The 16,973-nt window shown below is 69.9% G+C and carries 15 protein-coding genes and 1 pseudogene; 10 read left to right on the top strand and 6 right to left on the bottom strand.

What is annotated here, in order from left to right; all coding sequences use genetic code 11:
• Positions 1 to 85: 85 nt before the first annotated feature.
• On the top strand, positions 86 to 2,767 hold the full coding sequence (locus ACZ7H1_RS11955) for a transglycosylase domain-containing protein (protein ID WP_470785829.1): 2,682 nt from the start codon (positions 86 to 88) through the stop codon (positions 2,765 to 2,767).
• Between the two features lie 98 nt (positions 2,768 to 2,865).
• The gene (locus tag ACZ7H1_RS11950; RefSeq protein WP_470785828.1) at positions 2,866 to 4,314 is read left to right on the top strand and encodes a glycosyltransferase family 87 protein; all 1,449 of its coding nucleotides are present in this window, start codon (positions 2,866 to 2,868) and stop codon (positions 4,312 to 4,314) included.
• A 15-nt stretch (positions 4,315 to 4,329) separates the two neighbouring features.
• Here ACZ7H1_RS11950 and ACZ7H1_RS11945 read toward each other — a convergent pair whose 3' ends face one another.
• From ACZ7H1_RS11945 to ACZ7H1_RS11935, 3 genes are all read right to left on the bottom strand, one after another.
• Positions 4,330 to 5,361, bottom strand: coding sequence for an alanine racemase (locus tag ACZ7H1_RS11945; protein ID WP_470785826.1), 1,032 nt, complete (start codon positions 5,359 to 5,361; stop codon positions 4,330 to 4,332).
• A 53-nt stretch (positions 5,362 to 5,414) separates the two neighbouring features.
• On the bottom strand, positions 5,415 to 6,533 hold the full coding sequence (locus ACZ7H1_RS11940) for a lipid II:glycine glycyltransferase FemX (RefSeq protein ID WP_470785824.1): 1,119 nt from the start codon (positions 6,531 to 6,533) through the stop codon (positions 5,415 to 5,417).
• A 131-nt stretch (positions 6,534 to 6,664) separates the two neighbouring features.
• Entirely contained in the window at positions 6,665 to 6,979 is a 315-nt protein-coding gene (locus tag ACZ7H1_RS11935; RefSeq protein WP_470785822.1) for a hypothetical protein, read from the bottom strand.
• Between the two features lie 250 nt (positions 6,980 to 7,229).
• Here ACZ7H1_RS11935 and rpsF point away from each other — a divergent pair, with 250 nt between their 5' ends.
• From rpsF to rplI, 4 genes are all read left to right on the top strand, one after another.
• Complete coding sequence (gene rpsF, locus ACZ7H1_RS11930) at positions 7,230 to 7,520, top strand: 30S ribosomal protein S6 (protein ID WP_004950685.1); 291 nt, start codon at positions 7,230 to 7,232, stop codon at positions 7,518 to 7,520.
• Between the two features lie 72 nt (positions 7,521 to 7,592).
• Positions 7,593 to 8,183: a single-stranded DNA-binding protein gene (locus tag ACZ7H1_RS11925; RefSeq protein ID WP_470785821.1), complete on the top strand. Its 591-nt coding sequence runs from the start codon at positions 7,593 to 7,595 to the stop codon at positions 8,181 to 8,183.
• Between the two features lie 42 nt (positions 8,184 to 8,225).
• Positions 8,226 to 8,462: a 30S ribosomal protein S18 gene (rpsR, locus tag ACZ7H1_RS11920; RefSeq protein WP_005315025.1), complete on the top strand. Its 237-nt coding sequence runs from the start codon at positions 8,226 to 8,228 to the stop codon at positions 8,460 to 8,462.
• An 18-nt stretch (positions 8,463 to 8,480) separates the two neighbouring features.
• Positions 8,481 to 8,927: a 50S ribosomal protein L9 gene (rplI, locus tag ACZ7H1_RS11915; protein WP_470785820.1), complete on the top strand. Its 447-nt coding sequence runs from the start codon at positions 8,481 to 8,483 to the stop codon at positions 8,925 to 8,927.
• Positions 8,928 to 9,058: 131 nt separating this feature from the next.
• Here rplI and ACZ7H1_RS11910 read toward each other — a convergent pair whose 3' ends face one another.
• Positions 9,059 to 10,396, bottom strand: coding sequence for an MATE family efflux transporter (locus tag ACZ7H1_RS11910; protein ID WP_470785819.1), 1,338 nt, complete (start codon positions 10,394 to 10,396; stop codon positions 9,059 to 9,061).
• A gap of 442 nt (positions 10,397 to 10,838) precedes the next feature.
• Between ACZ7H1_RS11910 and dnaB the strand changes: the two genes are divergently transcribed.
• The 3 genes and pseudogenes from dnaB to ACZ7H1_RS11895 all read left to right on the top strand — a co-directional run bounded on the left by dnaB (position 10,839) and on the right by ACZ7H1_RS11895 (position 14,035).
• Complete coding sequence (gene dnaB / locus ACZ7H1_RS11905) at positions 10,839 to 12,296, top strand: replicative DNA helicase (protein WP_470785961.1); 1,458 nt, start codon at positions 10,839 to 10,841, stop codon at positions 12,294 to 12,296.
• Positions 12,297 to 12,341: 45 nt separating this feature from the next.
• A pseudogene (locus ACZ7H1_RS11900) lies at positions 12,342 to 12,618 on the top strand (response regulator transcription factor); the annotation flags it as partial.
• 31 nt (positions 12,619 to 12,649) lie between these two features.
• Positions 12,650 to 14,035: a serine hydrolase domain-containing protein gene (locus ACZ7H1_RS11895; RefSeq protein WP_470785817.1), complete on the top strand. Its 1,386-nt coding sequence runs from the start codon at positions 12,650 to 12,652 to the stop codon at positions 14,033 to 14,035.
• 23 nt (positions 14,036 to 14,058) lie between these two features.
• Here the strand turns inward: ACZ7H1_RS11895 and ACZ7H1_RS11890 are convergent, their stop codons facing one another.
• Entirely contained in the window at positions 14,059 to 15,234 is a 1,176-nt protein-coding gene (locus tag ACZ7H1_RS11890) for a winged helix DNA-binding domain-containing protein (protein ID WP_470785816.1), read from the bottom strand.
• Between the two features lie 49 nt (positions 15,235 to 15,283).
• A complete protein-coding gene (locus ACZ7H1_RS11885) occupies positions 15,284 to 16,159 on the bottom strand; it encodes a GNAT family N-acetyltransferase (RefSeq protein WP_470785815.1) in 876 nt (291 codons plus the stop codon).
• Between the two features lie 165 nt (positions 16,160 to 16,324).
• Here ACZ7H1_RS11885 and ACZ7H1_RS11880 point away from each other — a divergent pair, with 165 nt between their 5' ends.
• Complete coding sequence (locus ACZ7H1_RS11880) at positions 16,325 to 16,957, top strand: HAD family hydrolase (protein WP_470785814.1); 633 nt, start codon at positions 16,325 to 16,327, stop codon at positions 16,955 to 16,957.
• The last annotated feature ends 16 nt before the right edge of the window (positions 16,958 to 16,973 follow it).

Genomic DNA, 16,973 nt, shown 5'->3' with positions numbered 1-16,973 from the left:
CGTAGTCTGTGCGCCAGGACACCGGGGGGACCGGAATTCAACTGCCGCTTCAGGCGAACTCGCCTGCCCGAGGAGTAGTCGTTCGATGAGCGAGCACCGTCGTAAACCGCCGCAGTCGCAGGGTGGTGGACGCGCTGCGGCCCGCCGGGCTGCCCAGCAGCGTCCCGGTCGCAGAGAAGCGGCCGGACGGGATGTCCCCACCGGGTCGCCCTCTGCCCCGTACGGCCAGCCCTACGGGCAGGACCCGTACGGCCAGCAGCCGCACGGCCAGGATCCCTACGGCCGTGACGCCTACGGCCAGGAAACCGTCCACGGCAGCCGTGCCGAGGCCCGCAGGGCCGCGCAGCGCGGCGCGGGCGGCCGCAGGCGCGGTGCCGAGCCGCAGGCCCGGGGCGCCCAGGACAAGCGGATGATCAACTATCCGCGTTCGGACAAGCACGGCTGGAAGCGCTTCGTGCCCAGCTGGAAGCTGGTCGGAGGCACCTCGCTGGGCTTCCTCGCCGTCGTCACCGCGGGCGCCGGCATCGCCCTGGCCATGGTCGGGACCCCGAGCGAGAACGAGGCCGCGTACGCCCAGAACAACGTCTTCTACTGGGCGAACGGTGAGCAGATGGCCGCGGTGGGCGGCGAGCGCAACCGGCAGATCGTCCCCATCGACAAGATCCCGCTGTCCCTCCAGAACGCCGTGATCGCCGCGGAGAACGCCTCGTTCGACACGGACAAGGGCGTCGACCCGATGGGCATCGGCCGTGCCGTCTTCAACATGGCGACCGGCGGGGAGACCCAGGGCGGCTCCACGATCACCCAGCAGTTCGTGAAGAACACCTATCTGGACTCCGACCAGACCCTCAAGCGCAAGGTCACCGAGCTCTTCATCTCGATAAAGGTCGGGGCGACCAAGAAGAAGCCCGAGATCATGCAGGGGTACCTGAACACTGCATATTTCGGCCGCAACGCGTACGGCTGCCAGGCAGCCTCGCAGGCGTACTTCAAGAAGGACTGCCAGGAGCTGGACCCCTCGCAGAGCGCCTTCCTGGCCCAGCTGCTCAAGGGCCCCAACCTCTACAACCCGGACGGCGGCATCGGCTCCGCGGCCACCCCCGAGGCGAACACCGACCGTGCCAAGAAGCGCTGGAAGTGGGTGCTCGACCGCGAGGTCGAGGTCGGCCGCATGACCCAGGCGGAGCGGGACAAGTTCCAGATCTTCCCGACGCTCCAGCCGTCCGCGCAGGCCCTCTCGCTCGCCGGCCAGACCGGCTACCTGGTCGAGACGGCCAAGCAGTACGTGATGAAGAAACTGGATCTGAGCGTCGAGGAGCTCGACCGCGGCGGCTACCAGATCTACACCACGTTCCAGAAGCCGAAGGTCGACGCCCTCGCCAAGGCCGTGGACAAGACCCGCAAGGAGTTCCTGGACGAGAAGGCCCGGCCCAAGACGGACAAGTTCGTCCAGTTCGGCGCCGCGTCCGTGGACCCGGCCAACGGCCAGATCGTCGCCCTGTACGGCGGCGCGGGCTTCGACAAGAACCACTTCTCCAACAACGCCAACACCACCGGTGTCCCGGTCGGCTCGACCTGGAAGCCGTACGTGCTGGCCGCCGCGATGGAGTACGGCACCCACAACTCCGACGGCGTGGGCCTGTCCGTCGACAGCAAGTACAACGGCAACGACCTCACCGTCATCAGGAACCGCGACGGAGAGCCGCTGCGCTACGCCGACGGCAGGCCCTTCCGGCAGAAGAACGAGAGCCCCAAGCGCTACGGCTACGTGGACCTCAACGAGGCGATGGAGAAGTCCATCAACACGCCGTTCGCCCAGCTCGTCTTCGACGTCGGCCACCAGAAGGTGCGCGACGTGGCCAAGGCCACCGGCATCCTCGAGGAGTCGATGAACCCGAACAACGACGCGTCGTTCGCCCTCGGCACCTCGACCCCCAGCGCCATCCGCATGGCCGACTCCTACGCCACCTTCGCGGCCTCCGGCACGCACTACGAGCCGTACTCCGTCACCAAGGTGCTCAAGGACGGAAACCCGCAGCCCGGCTTCGAGGCCCCCGCGGCCGAGAAGGCGATGGACAACTCCATCGCGGACAACATCACCAAGGTGCTGCAGAACGTCGTCAAGAACGGCACCGGCAAGAAGGTCAAGGAACTCGGCCGCCCGGCCGCCGGCAAGACCGGCACCACCGACAAGAACAAGTCGGCCTGGTTCGTCGGCTACACCCCGCAGCTCTCCACCGCCGTGACGCTCTTCCGCACCGACCCCACGTCGGAGAAGAAGGAACTCATCTCCATGAACGGCACGGGCGACGTCCCGTCCATCCACGGTGGTGACATCCCGGCCGAGATCTGGCTCGACTACATGCGCGAGGCGGTCAAGGGCACCCCGGAGAAGGACTTCCCCGAGCCCGAGGAAATCGGCGTCAAGGCCGACGCCGACGGCGCCCCCACGCCCAAGCCCACGCCCACGGCGACCAAGACCAAGGACCCGACGCAGGAGCCGACCCCCACGCCGACCCCGACCCCCACGCCGACCAAGGGCGGCAAGCCCACCTGCAAGCCCTGGCAGCGGGACTGCGACAACACCGACGCCGGTACCACCACGGGCGCCGACGGCGGCGGTACGACCGACGGCGGCACGGACGGCGGACTGATCGGCGGGACCACGCCGACACCCACGCCGACCAGCACCGGCAGGCCCGGCGGCGGCCGCGGGGGCAGCACCAACAGCGGGCTGCTCGGCGGAACCGGCGACGACGGTTCCTGATTCCGGCCCCCACCCCGGGCCCGCTCGCCACGAGGGCCGCCGCACTCCGGTGCGGCGGCCTTCGCCGCGTCCGGCGCCCCGTACGGCAGGATGAGCGCATGACGAAGGTGCACGAGGACCACCCCGTACTGCCCACGCAGCAGGACGAGGTCGCCGCCGCGGGCAGCGCACTGCTCGGCGGTCCGATGGGCAGGCGCGCACGGCTCGGCGGCCACCGACTCACCCCGGTGCGCGTCGTGGTGCTCGTTGCCCTCGGCATGTTCGCGCTGGGCATGGTGCAGAAGCTGCCCTGCTACGACTGGGCGTGGTTCCGCGGCGCCGGATCGCAGTACACCCACGCCTGCTACTCCGACATCCCGCACCTGTACGTCGGACGCGGCTTCGCGGAAGGCCTCACCCCGTACTTCGACCGGCTTCCCGGTGACATGCAGTACCTCGAGTACCCCGTACTCACCGGGCTGTTCATGGAGCTCGCCTCCTGGGTCACCCCGCAGGGCGGCAGCCTCCAGCACCGCGAACAGATCTACTGGATGGTCAACGCGGGCATGCTGATGGTCTGCGCCGCCGTCATCGCCGTCTGCGTGGCCCGCACCCACCGCCGCCGCCCCTGGGACGCCCTGCTCGTCGCCCTGGCGCCCGCCTTCGCCCTCACCGCGACCATCAACTGGGACCTGCTCGCCGTCGCCCTCACCGCGGCCGCCCTGCTCATGTGGTCCCGCGGCCGCGCCCTGGCCTTCGGCATCCTCATCGGCCTGGCCACCGCAGCGAAGCTCTACCCCGTACTGATCCTCGGACCGCTGCTCGTCCTGTGCTGGCGCGCCGGGAAGTGGCGGGCGTACGGCACCGCCCTCGGCGGCGCCGCGGCGGCCTGGCTCGCGGTCAACGTGCCGGTCATGCTGCGCGCACCGGAAGGGTGGAAGAAGTTCTACACCTTCAGCCAGGAGCGCCCGGTCGACTTCGGATCCTTCTGGCTGATCATCTCCCAGCGCTCCGGGAACCCCCTGGATAACGCCAATCTCTACGCGACCGCACTCACCCTGCTGCTGTGCGCCGGCATCGGCCTGCTCGCCCTCACCGCACCGCGCCGCCCCCGCCTGGCCCAGCTGGCCTTCCTCGTCGTGGCCGTCTTCATCCTGACCAACAAGGTCTACTCGCCGCAGTACGTGCTCTGGCTGATCCCGCTGGCCGCCCTCGCCCGGCCGCGCTGGCGCGACTTCCTGATCTGGCAGGCCGGCGAGTTCGTGTACTTCGTCGGCATCTGGATGCACCTCGCCTACACGACCAGCGGCGACAAGCACCAGGGGCTGCCCGTCGAGGGCTACCAGCTCGCCATCGCCGCCCACCTGCTGGCGACCCTGTACCTGTGCGCGATGGTCGTCCGGGACGTCCTGCAGCCCCACCACGACCCGGTACGCCGCGACGGCTCGGACGACCCCTCAGGCGGCGTGCTCGACGGTGCCCCCGACGTGTTCGTCCTCGGAGACGCGGCGAGGGCGCCGCAGGACGCGGCGCCCTCGGGCGTACAACGGGTCGGCTGGGGCCGCTAGGCCCCCTCGTACGGCCTAGCGCTCCACGACGCGGTCGAACTGCGTCGTGGTGTGGCGCAGGTGCGCCACCAGCTCGTCGCCGACCGTCGGCTCCGTGGCGTCCGACGGCACGAACAGGATCGACACCTGCATGTGCGGGGGCTCCGCGAACCAGCGCTGCTTGCCCGCCCACACGAACGGCGACAGGTTGCGGTTGACCGTGGCCAGCCCTGCCCGCGCCACGCCCTTGGCCCGCGGCATCACGCCGTGCAGCGCCTTCGGCGCCTCCAGGCCCACACCGTGCGACGTGCCGCCCGCGACCACGACCAGCCAGCCGTCCGAAGCGGCCTTCTGCTGGCGGTAGCCGAACCGGTCGCCCTTCGCCACCCGCGTGACGTCCAGCACCGAACCCCGGTACTCCGTCGCATCGTGGTCGCCCAGCCACAGCCGGGTGCCGATCCGCGCCCGGAACCGGGTCTGCGGGAACTGCTGCTGGAGCCGGACCTGCTCCTCCGCCCGCAGGTGGCTGACGAACATCGTGTGCAGCGGCAGCCGCGCCGCGCGCAGCCGGTCCATCCAGCCGATGACCTCCTCCACGGCGTCGGAGCCGTCCGGGCGGTCCAGCGGCAGGTGCAGGGCGAAGCCTTCCAGCCGCACGTCCTCGATGGCACCGGCCAGCAGTCCGAGGTCCTGCTCGGAGACGCCGTGCCGCTTCATCGAGCTCATGCACTCGACGACGACCCGCGCGCCGACCAGGGCGCGGACCCCGTCGACGGAGGACACCGAGCGGATCACCCGGTCCGGCAGCGGCACGGGCTCCTCGCCCCGCCGGAACGGCGTGAGGACCAGCAGGTCCCCGCTGAACATGTCCTTGATCCGCGCGGCCTCGTACGTGGTGCCGACGGCCAGGACGTCGGCACCGAGCCGGGTGGCCTCGTCGGCCAGCCGGTCGTGGCCGAAGCCGTAGCCGTTGCCCTTGCAGACCGGGATCATCCCCGGGAACTGGTCCAGCACCTGCTTCTGGTGCGCACGCCAGCGCGCGGTGTCGACGTAGAGCGTGAGCGCCATGACCGGTACGGAACCTTTCTCGAAAACGGTGGGGGTAGGGGTGACGCCGGGCGTCAGCGGCGCGACATGTAGATGTCGAGCGCCTTGTGCAGCAGCTTGTTGAGCGGGAAGTCCCACTCGCCGACGTACTCGACGGCCTCGCCACCGGTACCGACCTTGAACTGGATCAGGCCGAACAGGTGGTCGTTCTCGTCCAGGGTGTCACTGATACCGCGCAGGTCGTACACGCTCGCGCCCAGCGCGTACGCGTCGCGCAGCATGCGCCACTGCATCGCGTTCGACGGGCGGACCTCGCGCTTGTGGTTCGCGGAGGCGCCGTACGAGTACCAGACGTGCTGGCCCACGGTCAGCATCGTGGCGGCCGCCAGCGGTTCGCCCTCGTGCTTCGCGATGTACAGGCGCATCCGGTTGGGGTCCTCGGAGTTGAGGGCCGTCCACTGGCGCTGGAAGTAGCTGAGCGGGCGCGGGCGGAACTTGTCGCGCTCGGCCGTGATCTCGTACAGGTGCTGCCAGGTCGGCAGGTCCTCGTAGCCGCCCTGGACGACCTCGACGCCGGCCTTCTCGGCCTTTTTGATGTTGCGGCGCCACAGCTGGTTGAAGCCCTTGAGGACGTCGTCCAGGGAGCGGTTGGCCAGCGGCACCTGGAAGACGTAGCGCGGCTGCACGTCGCCGAAACCTGCGCCGCCGTCCTCGCCCTGCTGCCAGCCCATCCGGCGCAGCTTGTCGGACACCTCGAAGGCGCGCGGCTCGATGTGCGACGCCTCGACGTCACGCAGGCGCTTGACCTCGGGATCCTGGATGCCGGCCTTGATGGCGGCGGAGTTCCAGCGGCGGATGACCACCGGCGGACCCATCTTCACGGTGAACGCGCCCTGCTGCTTGAGGTGCGCCAGCATCGGCTGGAGCCACTCGTCGAGATTGGGGGCGTACCAGTTGATGGTGGGGCCCTCGGGCAGGTACGCGAGGTACCGCTTGACCTTGGGCAGCTGGCGGTACAACACGAGTGCGGCGCCGACGAGTTCGCCGGACTTGTCGAACCATCCGAGGTTCTCGGAACGCCACTCGTTCTTCACGTCGGCCCACGCCGGGACCTGGCAGTGGCTCGCCGAGGACAGGCTCTGGATATAGGCCAGATGCTGTTCTCGGCTGATGGTCCTCAGGGACAGGCTCATGCGGGGCGTCTCCTCCGGCGGCTTCGCTGGTATGGCGCGAAGCCTACTGCGGCAAGGGCGCCACCCATCCGGGGGACGGGCCGCGCGAGGAATCGCAGCCCGTCCGGCGCCCTGCTGCAGAGGTGCCCCGGTCAGCCCAGAACGCCGCCGAAGAGGCCGCCGTGCGCCATCCCGAGGAAGAAGCCGATGGCCGAGGCACCGAGCCCGATGATCAGTGCGAAGCGCTCGCGTGTCGTCTCGGAGATGAACTGCCCGTACGCCCCGGTCAGGATTCCGATCAGGCCGGTCCAGGAGCTGAGCAGGTGCAGGTGGTGGAAGAACGCCGTGACGAACGCCACGGCGCCGAGCACCAGGGTCACGGCGAGCAGGGTGTCCTGGAGGGGGTGGGGCTTGCCGTCGGTGGACAGCAGCGAGATCGACGGCTGGGGTCGCATTGCCTGTGCCATGGGGGGCACCTCCCGGCGATGGAGCGTCGTGCCGTGGAGCCGTCCGGCCAGCTGCGCCGGGCATAGCACCACGCACACCCGATGTGTACAGATTGTGGCCCTTCGCTGCCGGATTTCAACCGGAAGGACGTGAGCAGGTACTCTGTACGGTCTGCGCGGTGTCTGCTCTGAGCACTCCGCGCAGCACGCATCACGACCCTCCTGCCACGGAACGACCGTGGCCGCTGAGTCCAAAGGAGGTGGGTTCCACATGCGTCACTACGAAGTGATGGTCATCCTCGACCCCGATCTCGAGGAGCGCGCTGTCTCCCCGCTGATCGAGAACTTCCTCTCCGTCGTCCGTGAGGGCAACGGAAAGGTCGAGAAGGTCGACACCTGGGGCCGTCGTCGTCTCGCTTACGAGATCAAGAAGAAGCCCGAGGGCATCTACTCGGTCATCGACCTTCAGGCCGAGCCTGCGGTCGTCAAGGAGCTTGACCGACAGATGAACCTGAACGAGTCGGTTCTCCGGACCAAGGTCCTTCGCCCCGAGACCCACTGAACTTCGGTTCAGCGGTAATCGGGACCGAGTAGCACAGCAGCCCAGCAGCAATCCCCGCCGAGAGGTTCATCCATGGCAGGCGAGACCGTCATCACGGTCGTCGGCAATCTCGTCGACGACCCCGAGCTGCGCTTCACCCCCTCGGGTGCGGCGGTCGCGAAGTTCCGTGTCGCGTCCACCCCCCGCACCTTCGACCGTCAGACCAATGAGTGGAAGGACGGCGAGAGCCTGTTCCTGACCTGCTCGGTGTGGCGGCAGGCGGCTGAGAACGTCGCCGAGTCCCTCCAGCGGGGCATGCGCGTCATCGTGCAGGGCCGGCTGAGGCAGCGGTCGTACGAGGACCGTGAGGGTGTCAAGCGCACGGTCTACGAGCTGGACGTCGAGGAAGTCGGCCCCAGCCTGAAGAACGCCACGGCCAAGGTCGCCAAGACCACCGGCCGCGGTGGCCAGGGTGGATACGGCGGCGGTCAGCAGCAGGGCGGCGGCGGCAACTGGGGCGGAGCCCCCAGCGGCGGCGCCCCGCAGGGCGGCGGAGCTCCCTCCGACGACCCGTGGGCGTCCAGCGCGCCGGCCGGTGGCCAGCAGCAGGGCGGCGGCGGGGGCGGCTGGGGCGGAAGCTCCGGCGGCTCCGGCGGTGGCTACTCGGACGAGCCGCCCTTCTAGGGCAGCTCCACCCACACTTCTTGATCACACAGGAGAGACACAATGGCGAAGCCGCCTGTGCGCAAGCCTAAGAAGAAGGTCTGCGCATTCTGCAAGGACAAGACCGCGTACGTGGACTACAAGGACACGAACATGCTGCGGAAGTTCATTTCCGACCGCGGCAAGATCCGTGCCCGCCGCGTGACCGGCAACTGCACGCAGCACCAGCGTGACGTCGCCACGGCCGTGAAGAACAGCCGTGAGATGGCGCTGCTGCCCTACACGTCCACCGCGCGATAAGGGAAGGGTGACCGAAAAATGAAGATCATCCTGACCCACGAGGTCTCTGGCCTCGGCACTGCCGGCGACGTCGTTGACGTCAAGGACGGCTACGCTCGCAACTACCTGGTCCCGCGTGGTTTCGCGATCCGCTGGACCAAGGGTGGCGAGAAGGACGTGGCGCAGATCCGCCGCGCCCGCAAGATCCACGAGATCGCCACCATCGAGCAGGCCAACGAGTTCAAGGCCAAGCTCGAGGGTCTGAAGGTTCGCCTGGCCACCCGCTCGGGTGACGCCGGCCGTCTCTTCGGTTCCGTGACCCCGGCCGACATCGCCACGGCGATCGAGGCTTCGGGTGGCCCGAAGGTCGACAAGCGTCGCGTCGAGCTGGGCTCGCCGATCAAGACCCTGGGTTCGCACCAGGTCTCCGTGCGTCTGCACGCCGAGGTCGTTGCGAAGCTCGGTGTCGAGGTCGTCGCCGCCTAAGTGCTGCGCACGAAGGGCCGCACCCCCGAGGGGGTGCGGCCCTTCGTCATGTTTCACGTGAAACAGCGCGTGTGTTTCACGTGAAACATGCCACTGCTGTTTCACGTGAAACACCAGCCGGGCGGGTCCGCTCAGCGGGTGGCGCCCGTGACCAGCCAGCGCCCGGAGCGGGCCCTGAGCTGCAGCGTCACCATGCGGACCAGCATCATCAGGGCCATGGCCCACCAGAGCGTCGTCAGCCCGCCGCCCACGACGGGCACGAGCAGCGCGGCCGGGGTGAACACGACCAGGGTCACGAGCATGGCCCGGGCCAGGTACGGGCCGTCGCCGGCGCCCATCAGGACGCCGTCCAGGATGAACACGATGCCCGAGACCGGCTGGGTGAGCGCGACCACCAGGAGGGCGGGCAGCAGTGCGTCCTGCACCGTCGGGTCGCTGGTGAAGAGCGGGATGAACAGCGGCCGCATGAGGATCACGAGGAGCCCCAGCACGACGCCGGAGGCGATCCCCCACTGCACCATGCGGCGGCAGACCGCGCGCGCTCCCTCGCTGTCCCCCGCGCCCAGGTAGCGGCCGATGATCGCCTGGCCGGCGATCGCGAGGGCGTCCAGGGCGAAGGAGAGCAGGTTCCACAGGGACAGCAGGATCTGATGGGCGGCGATGTCGACGTCGCCGAGCCGGGCCGCGACGGCGGTGGCGATCATCAGCACGGCCCGCAGGGACAGAGTGCGGACCAGCAGGGGAGCGCCTGCCTGCACGCTCGCCCGGATTCCCGCCGCGTCGGGCCGCAGCGGGACCGCGTGGCGTCGGGCGCCCCGGACGACCACGGTCAGGTAGACGGCGGCCATCGCGCACTGGGCGATCACCGTGCCCCAGGCGGACCCGGCGATGCCGAGGCCGACTCCGTAGACCAGTACGACGTTCAGCACGGCATTGGCGGCGAAGCCGCCCACGGCGACGTAGAGCGGCGTACGGGTGTCCTGGAGGCCGCGGAGCACGCCTGTGGCGGCCAGGACCACCAGCATCGCGGGGATCCCCAGGGAGGCGATCCGGAGGTAGGTGACCGCGTAGGGGGCGGCGGTATCGGAGGCGCCGAACAGGGAGACGAGGGCGGGGGCCGCGGGCAGCACCACGCCGATCACGAGGACGCCGAGCAGCAGGGCGAGCCAGATGCCGTCCATGCCCTGCCGGATGGCGGACGGGAGGTCGCCCGCTCCGACCCGGCGGGCGACGCCCGCTGTGGTCGCGTAGGCCAGGAAGACGAAGACGCTGACGAAGGTCGTGAGCAGGGCGGCCGCGATGCCGAGACCGGCCAGCTGGGGGGTGCCGAGGTGGCCGACGACGGCGCTGTCGACCATCACGAAGAGCGGTTCGGCGACGAGCGCGCCGAACGCCGGAACGGCCAATGCGACGATCTCGCGGTCGTGCTGCCGGGGGTCGGCCTTCGGTGGGGTGGTCGCCTGTCTCATGTGCTCAATCTAACCGTCCACAGGTAATAGGTCTACATGCCCTGTGGCTATTACTTCTGAGGTGATGTGCAGCTCTTTTGAGCGCCGTTCGCGATGATCTTGCGGTGTGGGGTCATTTTTTTCTCCCCCACAGGTCGTGGATGAGAAAACACCAGCTCAGATAGGGTCTGGTGGGGGTCCGTGAGATTTTGTCCACAGTGCCGTCCCCCGCTCCGTACACAGGTCTGCATGACTTACCCACAGCATTGAGGGCTTCATCCACACGCCCTGTGGATAACCAGATTGGCTGAAGGTGCCCGCAGGCCTACCGTGGACCGGCGCCCCGACGCGCCGAGAGCGGATTCGGGCGCCCCAATTGTCAGAGCCGTGTCGTAGAAAGAGTGACACGGCGAGGTCCGCGCTGCGGACGGGAGGAGGCGGCCCGGTGAGCATTCCCGAGCCCATGGACGACCCCTGGGCCGACAGCGGTCCCAGTGACCGTCTGCCCGTCTCCCGGCCCCGCCGAGCCGAGGGCGGCGGCCGCCGCGGCGAGGACAACCGCGACGGCGACGGAGGCGGCGGATCCTGGGACGGCGGCTTCGAGCGCGTCCCGCCGCAGGACCTGGACGCCGAGCAATCGGTGCTGGGCGGCATGCTGCTGTCCAAGGACGCCATCGCCGACGTCGTGGAGGTCCTCAAGGGCCCCGACTTCTACCGGCCCTCCCACGAAACGATCTACCAGGCCATCCTCGACCTGTACGCGAAGGGCGAGCCGGCCGACCCGATCACGGTGGCGGCCGAGCTGACCAAGCGCGGCGAGATCACCAAGATCGGCGGGGCGGCGTACCTGCACACGCTGGTGCAGTCCGTGCCGACGGCGGCCAACGCCGAGTACTACGCCGAGATCGTCCACGAGCGTGCAGTGCTGCGGCGCCTGGTGGCCGCCGGCACCAAGATCACGCAGATGGGCTATGCGGGCGACGGGGACGTCGACGAGATCGTCAACAGCGCCCAGGCGGAGATCTACGCCGTCACCGAGCAGCGGACGTCGGAGGACTACCTCCCGCTCGGCGACATCATGGAGGGCGCCCTCGACGAGATCGAGGCGATCGGCTCGCGCAGCGGGCAGATGTCGGGCGTGCCCACCGGGTTCACGGACCTGGACTCGCTGACCAACGGCCTGCACCCGGGCCAGATGATCGTGATCGCGGCCCGTCCCGCCATGGGTAAGTCCACGCTGGCCCTCGACTTCGCGCGGGCCTGCTCGATCAAGAGCAACCTGCCGAGCGTGATCTTCTCCCTGGAAATGGGCCGGAACGAGATCGCGATGCGTCTGCTGTCGGCGGAGGCGCGGGTCGCGCTGCACCACATGCGATCGGGGACGATGACCGACGACGACTGGACGCGCCTGGCGCGCCGCATGCCTGACGTATCGGCCGCGCCGCTGTACATCGACGACTCGCCGAACCTGTCGATGATGGAGATCCGCGCCAAGTGCCGCCGGCTCAAGCAGCGCAACGACCTCTCGCTCGTGGTGATCGACTATCTCCAGCTGATGCAGTCGGGTGGTGCCCGCCGCCCGGAGAGCCGTCAGCAAGAGGTCTCGGACATGTCCCGTAACCTCAAGCTCCTCGCAAAGGAGCTCGAGGTGCCGGTGATCGCGCTGTCGCAGCTGAACCGTGGTCCGGAGCAGCGTACGGACAAGAAACCGATGGTCTCCGACCTGCGTGAGTCGGGGTCGATCGAGCAGGACGCCGACATGGTGATCCTCCTGCACCGCGAGGACGCCTACGAGAAGGAGTCCCCGCGTGCGGGCGAGGCGGACCTGATCGTGGCGAAGCACCGTAACGGCCCCACGGCGACGATCACCGTGGCGTTCCAGGGCCACTACTCGCGTTTCGTGGACATGGCCAATACCTAGCGGGTGCGGGGCAGAGTGCGGGCGGCGCGGCCGATCGCGATGCCCGGGGCGGCGGGCTTCGTGCTGAGGCACACGCCGCCGCCGGAGAGCGTGGCCTCGGTACGGCGGGTGGCGGGCGAGCCGGTGCGTGAGCGCGATGGCGGTTGCGGTCGGGGAGGGCAAGTCGAACGCGGAGATCGCGGCGGAGTTGTTCATGAGCGTTCCGACGGTGAAGACGAACGTGTCGCGGATCCTGGCGAAGCTGGGTCTGAACATCCGGGTGCAGATTGCGCTGCTGGTGAACGATGCCGGGATTCCCGGGAGTTCTGCGGACGGTGCGTGATCTTGGCGGGGGTGGGTGCGAGGCTGCGGGTATGACGTCCATTTCCGAAGAGTTGTTGCCCGCGACGCGGCGGGCGCTGTTGCACCGGATCGCCGTTGCCCAGGCGGAGGGCCGGGCGCCGTCGCTGGTGGCTGCCGTGGTGCGGGGCGGCCGTACGGTCTGGGAGGGGTCTCGGACGTCGGTCGAGGGGCACGGTCCGGACGGTGGGGTGCAGTACCGGGTCGGGTCGATCACGAAGACGTTCACGGCGGTGCTGGTGCTCCGGCTCCGGGACGAGGGGCTGTTGAGCCTGGGTGATCCGCTGGAGAAGCACCTGCCGGGGACGGGTGCGGGGGAGGTGACCCTTGCCCAGTTGCTGTGTCACAGCGGTGGTCTGGCGGCGGAGACTCCGGGGCAGTGGTGGGAGCGTACGCCGGGTGTGATGCGGCCGGGGCTTTCGGACGTGCTGGGTGAGGAGCCGTTCCGGCACGAGCCGGGTCGGCGCCATCACTACTCCAATCCCGGTTACACGCTGCTGGGTTCGCTGGTGGAGGCGGTCCGGGGGCGGCCGTGGGCGGAGGTGCTGCGGAGCGAGGTGCTGGAGCCTCTGGGGCTGAGCCGTACGTCGGTGGAGCCGCAGGCGCCGTATGCGGGCGGCTGGGCGGTGCATCCGTGGGCGGACGTGATGATGCCGGAGCCGATGGAGGATCTCGGGCTGATGGCTCCGGCGGGGCAGTTGTGGTCGACGACTGCAGATCTGGCGCGGTTCGCGGTGTTCCTGGCGCGGGGTGACGACCGGGTGCTCAGTGCGGGGAGCGTGGCGGAGATGCGGACGGCGGCTTCGCCTCCGGAGCCGGGGTTGGCCGAGGCGGGGTACGGCCTGGGGTTGCAGCTGCAGACGGTGGGGGGCCGGCGGCTGGCCGGGCACAGCGGTTCGCTGCCGGGGTTCGTGGCGGGGCTGTGGCTGAGCGAGGCGGACGACGTGGCGGCGGTGGTGCTGGCGAACTGCACGTCGGGGCTGCCGGCGTCGACCGTGGCCGCGGATCTGGTGGGGATCGTGGCGGAAGCCGAGCCGCGGATTCCGCAGCCGTGGCGGCCGCTGTCCGAGGCGGAGGCGGATCCGGCGGTCGTGGCGCTGACGGGTTCCTGGTACTGGGGGGCCGCCGCGCAGGTGCTGCGGCTGCTGCCCGGTGGGGAGTTGGAGCTCGGTCCGGTCGGGTCCGCGGGGCGGGCGGCGCGGTTCCGGCCGGTTCCGGGTGGGGGTTGGCGGGGGGTGTCGGGGTACTACGCGGGTGAGCTGCTCCAGGTGGTGCGGCGCGAGGACGGTGTGGTGAGCCATCTGGATCTCGGCTCGTTCGTGTTCACACGGGAGCCGTACGAGGCCGGGGCTCCGGTTCCGGGCGGGGTGGATCCTGCGGGGTGGCGCGGGCTGGGCTGACGGCCCGCGCACCCTGCGCGGGGTCAGGCGGTGAGTTCGCGCTCCAGCGGGGTGCGGAAGCGCGGGGTGACGCGGGCTTCGCCGATCCACTGGCTCAGGCGGGCGGCCTCGGCCTCGACGGCGGTGGCGGCCTCGTGGCCGGGGTCGGCGAGCAGCCGCCAGACGATGGTGCCGTCGGCGCGCTGGGCCCAGCCGCCGATGATCTCGCCGTTCCACCAGACGGTGGGGCCGATGTTTCCGGCGTAGTCGAAGAGGGCGGGCCGGTGGCCGGGGGCGAGGTGGAAGCTGCGGTCGGCCCAGCCCATGGCGCTGGGGTCGAGTGCGGGGAGCAGGGCGGCCCAGGGTTCGGGGGCGGTGACGGGGGCCGCGTCGCCGGGGGCGACCAGGGCCGTGCTGCCGTCGTCGAGGCGCACGTCTTCGGGGCCGATGGCGGCGAGGGCTTTGCGGACGTCGGTGAGGGTCCAGCCGGTCCACCATTTGAGGTCGGCTTCGGTGGCCGGACCGTAGGCCTGGAGCCAGCGGTGGGCGAGTTCGGCGCGTGCCTGGGCGGGTGGGATCGCGGGCCAGGGGTCGGTGTGGGTCCAGCGGAACTGGCTGGACGTCCAGGTGCCGCGGGGGCGGTCGCGGCGGATCCGGCCGTCGGCGGCGAGGAGGCGGATGACGCGGGTGGCGACGCCGGTGACCGTCTCGTACTTCTTGCCGTGGCCGATGGTGATCTTCTGCCGGAGGAGGGGGACTGCGGCGGAGATCTGGGTGCCGGTGGAGGGGCCGTGGGCGTCGAGGGCGTCGAGGGTGGCCTGTTCTGCTTCGGCCAGCCAGCGTTCGTCGAGGCCCTGTCCGTCTTCGGCGAGGTGTTTGAGCAGGGTGCGCCGTTCTTTGGCGGCGATGGCGCGGGCAGTGGAGGAGTCGACGCAGGGCGCGAGGCCGGCGGACACCGCGAAGAGTGTGTTGCGCATGCTGAGCAGGCGGACGACAGCTCCCTGCTCGTAGAACGCGTCCTCGATGGCTGAGACGTCCGCGCCGTCGGTCCGGGCGCGGGCGGAGAGGTAGACGGTTGCGGCGTCGGTGGCGTGCAGGGCGACCACGGCGTCCGCCGCCTCGGTCACGCTTGCGGCGTGGGCCGAGGGAGCCAGGCGGTGGCGGATGCCGAGCCGGTTGCGGCGGTCGGCCGTGCTGATCCGGGGATGGCTGCTGCTCATGTCCGGATCGTAGGGCGGACCCCGGACGGTGGCGGGGAGAGCGGTGGGATCAGCCTGCGGCCAGGGTCAGCGGGGCGAAGCGGCGGGCCGGGTCGCCGGGGAGGTCCGGGATGCCGTGGACCATCACGGCGTTGAACGCGACGGTCTCCAGGCCGCGTTCCTTGAGCCAGCCGATCATGTCCTCGTGGCGGACGTCGATGTCGGTGCGCAGTGGACGGTCGGTGCGTGTGGCGAGTGCGGTCACCAGGGCCTGGGCGGTGGCGGTGTCCTTGGCGATCAGCGGGCCGATGACGTGGGTGTCCATATTGGGCCAGGCGGCGGTGTAGCCGGTGAGCTCGCCCTGTGCGTCGTGGGCGACGAGCAGGTGGTCGGCGAAGGAGGGCAGCCGTGTGATGACGTGGGTGCGGTCCTCGCCGAATACGTCGTGGTCCAGACGCAGGATGGCCGGCAGGTCGTCGGCGACGGCGGGGCGTACGGGGGTGGTGCTGTCGCCGGGGCGGGGGGTGAAGCGGCCGCGGAGCATTTCGGCCCGCCCGGTGTGCGTGAAGCCGAGTTCTTCGTAGAGCGGCTGGCCGTTCGGGGTGGCGTACAGGGTGAGGGGTGCCGGGGCGAGGGTCTGGCAGATGTGCGTCATGAGGCGGCGGCCGAGGCCCTGGCGTGCGTAGCGTTCGGCGACCAGGACCATGCCGATGGCGGCGAGTGCGGGCTTGTCGGCGGATGAGCCGTAGGTGGTGACGACGCAGCACGCGGCGAGGCCCTGTCCGTCGGGGGCGTCGATGCCGTAGCCGGTGCCTGAGCTGAGCAGATATCCCCACCGGTGTTCTTCGCGTTGCCAGCCGCGGTCCTCGGCGAGGTCGGTGCAGTGGCCGAGGTCCTGCGGGGTCAGGCGGCGGATGCTCAGGGTGGCGAGGTGTGAGGTGGGCACGGGCTCAGAGTGGATCAGTGGCCGGTGTGCCGTCCACCGATTTCCCACACAGGGGTCGATGTTTCACGTGAAACACGGTCGCCACTCCGGGCACTGTCGGGGCGCCGATGTTTCACGTGAAACATCGGCACGGAACGTCGGCTCGACCCACTAGCCTCGTCTGTCATGACGGCACTGCACCTCTTCGATCTCGACGGGACCCTGATGCACGGGACGGCCGCTCCGGTCGAGATCTCCCGACAGCTGGGTCTGGAGGCGGAGATCGCGGTGCTGGAGAGGGAGTTCAGTGCCCGCAGGATCGGCCCGCCCGAGTTCGCCGTGCGGCTGCACGCCCTGTGGACGGAGCTGACCGAGGCGCATGTCCGGGCGGCTTTCGACGGGGCGCCGTGGCTGGCGGGCATCCGGGAGGTTTGGCAGGAGATCCGTGAGCGCGGGGAATACTGCGCGGTGATCTCGCTGTCGCCGTCGTTCTTCGTGGAGCTGCTCCTGGAGTGGGGGGCCCACGCCGCGCACGGTTCGGTGTTCCCGCGGGTGCCGTTCACGCAGCCCCTCGATGTCGCCGGGATCCTCACTCCGGCGGCGAAGGTCGTGGTGGCCGACCGGCTGTGTGCACAGTTCGGCGTGACGCGGCGGGACTGTGTGGCCTACGGCGATTCGATGACCGATGCGGTGCTCTTCGAGGCGGTGCCCGTGTCCGTCGCGGTCAATGCGCGCCCGGCGCTGGCCGCTGCCGCGACGCATGTGTACGAGGGCCGCGACCTGCGCCAGGCGTATGCGCTGGCCCGGGCTTCGCGGTAGGCCGTACGGATCCGGC

It is taken from the genome of Streptomyces sp. NPDC037401, assembly GCF_055602345.1.
Note: the sequence above shows the minus strand (reverse complement) of the source record. Positions and strands in the feature narration are given on the sequence as shown.